A 6,905-nucleotide genomic window follows, 5' to 3' on the forward strand; every position below is an offset into this window, starting at 1 on the left:
ACGATATGGTGTTGCACTAATTTTCATCATAATAATATTTATTATACTCCTTTTATACATCATAAAAATATTAATTTTTATGATGTCAATATAAAATTTTTAATATATAGTTATTGTTTTATTATTAAATTTAATATATTTTTTCACATTATAAAAATTAATAAAATAATAGTTATTAATTATTACTACTAGAGTAAGTATATATATAACTATATTAACATTTAATTATTATTAATAATATTTTATACTTTATAATCTTCTTTTTATGAAAAAATTATTAAACGTAATAAATAATTTAAATTTATAATTTATTTTTCTTATAATATATATTATAACTCTTTTATGTAGAAAAATTCTAATATAATGTTATTACATACAAAATAAATAAAAAAATTTTTGGTATTTTAAATTATTATTAATGATCATTTTATTATTAATATAAATTAACTTCATTAATTTATAGCAAAGTATATATGACACAAATCATTATTTATTTCGCTGCATAATAATACTAGCATCAGATATTAAAATGCTAATCATTTCAGCTTGAGAAATACCTTCAGACTGACATAAATCACACAGACTTTTTTTCAAAGCTAACGGTACATAAACTTTAATCTCTTTGTGAGTTTCTTTCCTACGCTTTGTTAAGGCTTGTTGACGTTCAGCTACAGATAATGGCTTGCCTTTTTTATAAATACGTTTAGATGATGAAGTTATTACATTTAAAATTTTGGACATCTTGAACTCTTTAAATTCAATAAATAAAATATACATATACTATTTTTTTAAAAAAAAGTCTATTTAACTTTTAACATAAATAAATTTTTTTATTTAATGCAAATATATTTTTAAAATAAAAAATATAGATTTTTAGTTATTAATAATATAGTTCATATTAACTAAATTAAAATAAAAAATATTTTTTAAAAAAATTATCTATATAAATATTTTCTATAAATTAAGCTTACTATATTCATTAAATATTTATTTTCTATTAAATGAAAAATTCTTTAATTATTTATGTATATTTCTAAAATGCAATTGATATAATACTTACTATATATAATAATTGATATTTTTATATAAAAAAATAATACAACAAATAAATATAAAATACTCTAATATTTACGTTATTAACTTTTAATAATAATCTCTACTATTTGTTATTCATATTATTTAAATTCTTTTACATAGATGACTAAATTAATATTTATACATTTTTATTATAAAAAATTTTATTGAAATTATTTTTCAATAAAATAAGGATAAAATATGAAAATTATTAATCCTATCTGTATTAATTTACAAAAAATTAAAAAAGATTTTGAAGATTTAAATCTCTATCAAAAAGATGAAGTAATATTCTTTAAACGTTCTACTAATTTTCTAAAAAAAATTAGAGATGAAAAAATATTACCACAAATTATCCAAGAAATACTCAGTAATTCTAATTATCTTACAGTAATTGCTTCAAATTCATATCGACACGTTAATCATTTTTCGAAAATTGTTTTTATAAATGACTTCAATAACAATCACTGTCGCCTAACATTGCATATTTGGAAACCTCCATTTACAGAAAAACAAATTAAACAAGAACTTATACATGACCATCGTTTTAGTTTTTCTTCACTGGTAATTAGTGGTATACAAATTCATGAAATCTTTAAAGAATCATCTGGAAATATTAAAAATAAAATAAGATATCAGAAATATAAATACGTCCCTTCAAAGACAAGTAATATACATGACTGTTTTTTTGAAAAATATGTTTATCTAGATAAAATTGGCAAAAAAATAATTAATAAAAATAATATTTATTCCATGAAAAATCATTTTATTCATCGTATTTTATTTCCTACTGGAAATGAACCAATCATATCTTTTTTAGTTAGAGGTCCTCGGAAAAAAAAATTCACTCATACGTATAATACCTTTTATCCACGTGAAGGTACTGTTTCTAGTGTACCTATGTATACTCCAGAAGAATTGAAAAATTTACTTCAATATACTTTAAATAAAATTTAAGGAAAAATTATGGTATTAATGGTTGATACTCAAGGTTCAATCCATGAAAAACATGGAGAATATAATATTTTTCGTCAACTATCTGTAAAAATTTTTGCAGATCATATTAATGATATAGAATACTATAAATGGCTCAATGAAATACAAATTGAAATAAAATATAAATTTCCTACGATTGAATTTAAAGAACGTAATGGAGTGAGAATAACTCCTCCTCTAAATACTGCAGTTTATTATGATAATGATAATTATCAAATTATTCCTACTGGATCATTACTTAGGACATCTAGTAATAAACTAACACATGCTTTCTGTGCTTTTAAAATGCCGGAAGATTTAACCGGTAATCGAATTGATAGAAGACATGTATTTAAAGATAAAGAAAAAAAAATTATTCAAGAAGATTCAATTAGTCCTGAAGCTATTCATATAGTAAAAAAATTAATAACACGTAGTGATGTAGATCAGCCAGGTACATTTCTTGAAGTTACTACTGGAATATCACCACATCACTTAAATCCTTCAATGATTTTGCGAGGATATCGTACAACATTTTATGTACTTATTGATGGATATGATATTTTAAGATGTTCTATTGATAGATCTGCGGTTTTTGATCTTCGTTCCAATAAAAACATTGATAATTATATAAATTGGAAAAAATTTCGAGAAATTGAATTATCATTATATCCACGTATTTCTGAACACATAAAAAGTGATTTACGTATAATACAGATTATTGAAGATCTTCGTGATTCACTTATTTCTTATTTTAATACTTATGTAATTTATGATATTAAATATCAGCGTGGAATGAAAATGCTAAATAAATATTAAAAATTAAATCAATATCGTTATTTATTTAAAAATAATAAGTCATACAAATGTCCGAAATAGCATTAATGTTTTTTAAACCAGAGTTTAATATTTTTGCAAGGAAATATTATTTCCCACTTATTCATTATTACCTTAAAAGGTATCAATTAAATATTGAAAGGAATATTCAAGTATATAGTTATAAAAAAAAAGCTATTTTATTTGATGAAATATATAGTGAAATTTTAAATTATTCATATCAGTCTCAGTTAGGATCTACTATTGGAAGTTTTGAATATTTAAAGAAATTTAAAAATATAAGTGATTTAGATTTATTTAAACAGTGGAATTCTTTAAAAGAATCAATTTTAAAAATTGGAAAAGATCAATACTTTATTCAAAATAAAGAATTTAAAATTCTAAATCCCTTTTGTCCTTATCAAAGAAAAATGTTTATTAACATACCTGTTTCAATTCATTTATTTATTATTAAAAAAAAATCTTTTTTATCATGGATTGAATTAAAAAGTTGTTTTCAGGGTGCCCCAATACAAAAAAATAGTTATCTACAAGGAATAAGATCCTATCTTAGTCACTTCAATTGGTACACGCCAACTACAAATGGCATTCATTTATCAGCTACTGATGATGATGCTATTAATGAAATTAAAATAGTGGATAAATTTTTTACTAATTGAGTTCATTAAAGCTTATGAAAAAAGAACTTATTCTTATTAGACATGGTCATTCAGAATGGCAAGCAGGAATAACTTGTAATAAGGATAGTCATCTTACTGAAAAAGGAATATTAGAAGCAAAAAACTTATATAAAAATTTTAGTAAATATACAGATATAAAAAATTTTTTTATTATCAGTAGCCCGTTACATCGTGTAGTTGAAACAGTAAAAATAGTTTTACCTATTGATAGTTTTTTAAATGTTGTTTTTGATGATAGCTTTAAAGAAGCTTCTTTCCATGTTAGAGGTAGTTTACAATTATCAAATTGTTTTTTTCCAGTCAATAAAAATAAAGTAAATAAAGAATATTTATTCTTTAAGTCTAAAATAAAGATTTCTTTATGTAAACTTTTTTCTAGTTATAAACGTATCATTATTTTTACTCATGGAGGTGTTATTAAAACTATAATACGTCTTTATTGTGGTTCAGATACATTTTGTATAGAAATTGATAATTGTTCAATTACTCATTTTTTTAATGAAAAAGGTATTTGGTTGTTAAAAAAGGTAAATTTTATTTTTTAATTAATTAAATACTAATTTTTTATATAATTTTTTTAGAATTAAAATTTTATAGTTTTATATTAATAAAATTTTTATATATTTGTGTATATCTTATATTTATATTTATATTATTTTAAATATGAAATGCTTTAAATATTTTTAAAAGAATTTATTTAAAGTCTTAAAAAAGAAATAACGTAGTTTACTAATCTATTACTATAGTAGTTTGCACATTATGATGTATAGATTATACAACAAACTCTCTCGTAGTTAATGTGGATAACTTTTTCTTCTATACTATTTATAAAAATAAATTTTATTTTTTTTTAAATACCCTTAAATTAATATATAAAAATTAATAAAAAAATTTTACACATATAAATATATGTGTAAATACTGTGATGTACGAACAAAAATAATAGTAAGAATTTATTCTTATTTCAGTTAAAAATAACAAAACTAGTACTATGCTAACAACGAAAAAAATTAAATTAATAATATATCATTTTTAAGACGAGAATATTTTCCACGCGACATAACTATTCTTTCTTTTACACGACGTTTAATTTCATCCAGTATTAAATTTAAATTACCCTTTAAACGACCATCTCTAACTTCTTTTAGAATCTGTTTATGCACAAGAACTTCGATTTCTTTACGGGATAGAAAAGAATCTTTACGTGCTTGATAGAGTTTTAATCCATGTTCACGACGAAATCTATGATAAGAGCGAAAACGTTCACGAACAAATGCCCATGCATCTTTGACAAGTTCATCAATATTTAAACGAGGTAGACCTTTTTTTTCTCGCTTAATATTTTCCCACTCGGCTCTACTTTTGCGTACAGCATTAACTGATTCTTCAGATATATCAAGTAATCGCCACATCAATGGTTTAAAAGTTATATCAGTAGGAATATTACAACCCAAATTCCTATCATATTCAGTATTATAAGTAATAAGGTTTAATAATGATAAAAACCTAAGTGCTCCAGTAAGACGAGTAATAGAAAGCCGTTTTTTTTCTGTAGCTAAACCACAGCGAATACTCATTGTAGTCAAAGAAGCACTCACCCGATTAGCAAGTGGATTATAATAATAACACATCGCCTGAAGTGCTGCTTCAAGTGCTCGACGCCTTAATTCCGGTGGTCGTCTCTTACGTTCTCCGCGAGCAATTAACATAGATACTAATATTTGAAATTCTACGCGATGGGTAAACCCAGCGGCTTTTAATCTAAGCTTTTCGCAAAATGGTAAGGTTTTCTTCCCTACTTCTGGAATAAATTCTGGAAAAGGATTTTTAACTTGCCGATAAAATAAAGTATTTTCAAATGTTTGTTCAATCACAGCTTCCTACTCTTCTGTTGCAAAGAAAGAGTATGCATAGAAAGTATTGCAGTTTTCCAGCCATAAAACTATACTCCTCGCATAGAGCAACAGTTTCTATGCAGTTTTAAGTGAGCCTCGTTAATCTTCTTTAGTCGCCAAACTATGGGGAGGATTTTCGAGGTTTTATTTTTTAAGTTCTATTATTTATTATCATTATATAGAACTATGTATTTACCACCTTGCGGCGTGGCGACCTAGTAGTCCTATTAATCTAGTAATTTACCATTCTATTACTCAACCCTCAAGCGTTAACCCATAACGCCTATTTTTTAATAATAAGGAGGGTAGTATTTACTTTTCATAAAACAATTAAATTTAATATATTTATTCCATTATTTGTTTGGCCATAAAAATAGAATTAAATTAATATTTAATGTACTTTCTTAATTTTTTATGTTTAAATTTAATACTTATAATTAAAATAATAAAATTGATTAAATCAAAATTTAATATTATAATATAAGAATATTGTTAATTTTTTACTCAAAAATTGATATAAATAATTTAAAATTCTTTTGCTTGATTTTTTTAAATATTTCACTAGTATATTAAAAATAAAAGGTGGACTGATTACTATTAAAGAATATTTATTAAACTTAAATATATTGAACTAATTATTTTAATAATTCAATCGTAAAATTTAATACTCCTTATTACATAAAAGCCCTAATTTCAAATCAAATATTTTATTTATGATTTTTATAATGATTATAAATAATATATATAAAATATTTGATTTGAAATTAGAAAACTGTTAAGTTTTTATTAAAAATATACATCATAACAAAGTTAATAGTTACATTTTAAGTAAACAGGATATCAATAGTCTCTAGAAATAAATAATTTAATAATGAAATTATCTTATCACTTTATAGAATTTAAAATAAAATATAATGAGAATATTATTTTTATAGATTAATTAATGCTATATTCAATAAAAATATTTTCTAAAAAAAAAAAAAAAAATATTAATAAATTTTCAAAATATAAAGTAGATATTAGACAAGAGAAGATTATTAAAAAATATATACATGTAAATAACAATTAAATTTATCAAAATTAATTGAATCTTAATTACTACCTAATTACAATTTCAAATATAGTATTACTATACAGTTCATTTGATTTTAATAATTATAATTAGATACGAATAGATTTTTGTTCATATCTTTCAACATCTCGTTCTGCATCTTCAAGTTGCGACATTAATGTTGCTAAGGCTACTACTCCAAAAGAAGGATTTCGGCAAGCTCGTTGGTAACGTAAGCGGAGAGCACACAAACGAATAATCGCCTCACGATATGGTGTTGCACTAATTTTCATCATAATAATATTTATTATACTCCTTTTATACATCATAAAAATATTAATTTTTATGATGTCAATATAAAATTTTTAATATATAGTTATTGTTTTATTATTA

General features: G+C 22.5%; 7 protein-coding genes. 4 read left to right on the forward strand and 3 right to left on the reverse strand.

Features of this window, described 5'->3' with window-relative positions; all coding sequences use genetic code 11:
• Positions 1-486: 486 nt before the first annotated feature.
• Complete coding sequence (repA, locus tag FD728_RS04645; RefSeq protein WP_159935313.1) at positions 487-741, reverse strand: replication regulatory protein RepA; 255 nt, start codon at positions 739-741, stop codon at positions 487-489.
• 534 nt (positions 742-1,275) lie between these two features.
• Between repA (FD728_RS04645) and FD728_RS04650 the strand changes: the two genes are divergently transcribed.
• Genes FD728_RS04650 through FD728_RS04665 form a run of 4 tightly spaced genes read left to right on the forward strand, consistent with a single transcriptional unit; the run spans position 1,276 to position 4,111 of the window.
• Positions 1,276-2,031 carry a hypothetical protein gene (locus FD728_RS04650; RefSeq protein ID WP_159935315.1) on the forward strand — a complete coding sequence of 252 codons (756 nt, stop codon included), beginning with the start codon at positions 1,276-1,278 and terminating at the stop codon, positions 2,029-2,031.
• A gap of 9 nt (positions 2,032-2,040) precedes the next feature.
• Positions 2,041-2,868 carry a hypothetical protein gene (locus FD728_RS04655; RefSeq protein WP_159935317.1) on the forward strand — a complete coding sequence of 276 codons (828 nt, stop codon included), beginning with the start codon at positions 2,041-2,043 and terminating at the stop codon, positions 2,866-2,868.
• A 47-nt stretch (positions 2,869-2,915) separates the two neighbouring features.
• On the forward strand, positions 2,916-3,545 hold the full coding sequence (locus FD728_RS04660; RefSeq protein WP_159935319.1) for a hypothetical protein: 630 nt from the start codon (positions 2,916-2,918) through the stop codon (positions 3,543-3,545).
• A 14-nt stretch (positions 3,546-3,559) separates the two neighbouring features.
• Positions 3,560-4,111 (forward strand): phosphoglycerate mutase family protein, encoded by a 552-nt coding sequence (locus FD728_RS04665; protein ID WP_159935321.1) that lies wholly within the window; start codon positions 3,560-3,562, stop codon positions 4,109-4,111.
• Between the two features lie 465 nt (positions 4,112-4,576).
• On the opposite strand, the gene repA (FD728_RS04670) is transcribed toward FD728_RS04665, so the two are convergent.
• Together repA (FD728_RS04670) and FD728_RS04675 are read right to left on the reverse strand one after the other, a co-directional pair.
• On the reverse strand, positions 4,577-5,440 hold the full coding sequence (gene repA / locus FD728_RS04670; RefSeq protein WP_159935323.1) for a plasmid replication initiator RepA: 864 nt from the start codon (positions 5,438-5,440) through the stop codon (positions 4,577-4,579).
• Positions 5,441-6,622: 1,182 nt separating this feature from the next.
• Complete coding sequence (locus FD728_RS04675; RefSeq protein WP_236261834.1) at positions 6,623-6,808, reverse strand: hypothetical protein; 186 nt, start codon at positions 6,806-6,808, stop codon at positions 6,623-6,625.
• Positions 6,809-6,905: the final 97 nt, after the last annotated feature.

The organism is Pantoea sp. Aalb (assembly GCF_009829985.1).
Taxonomy (GTDB): Bacteria; Pseudomonadota; Gammaproteobacteria; order Enterobacterales; family Enterobacteriaceae; genus SZZU01.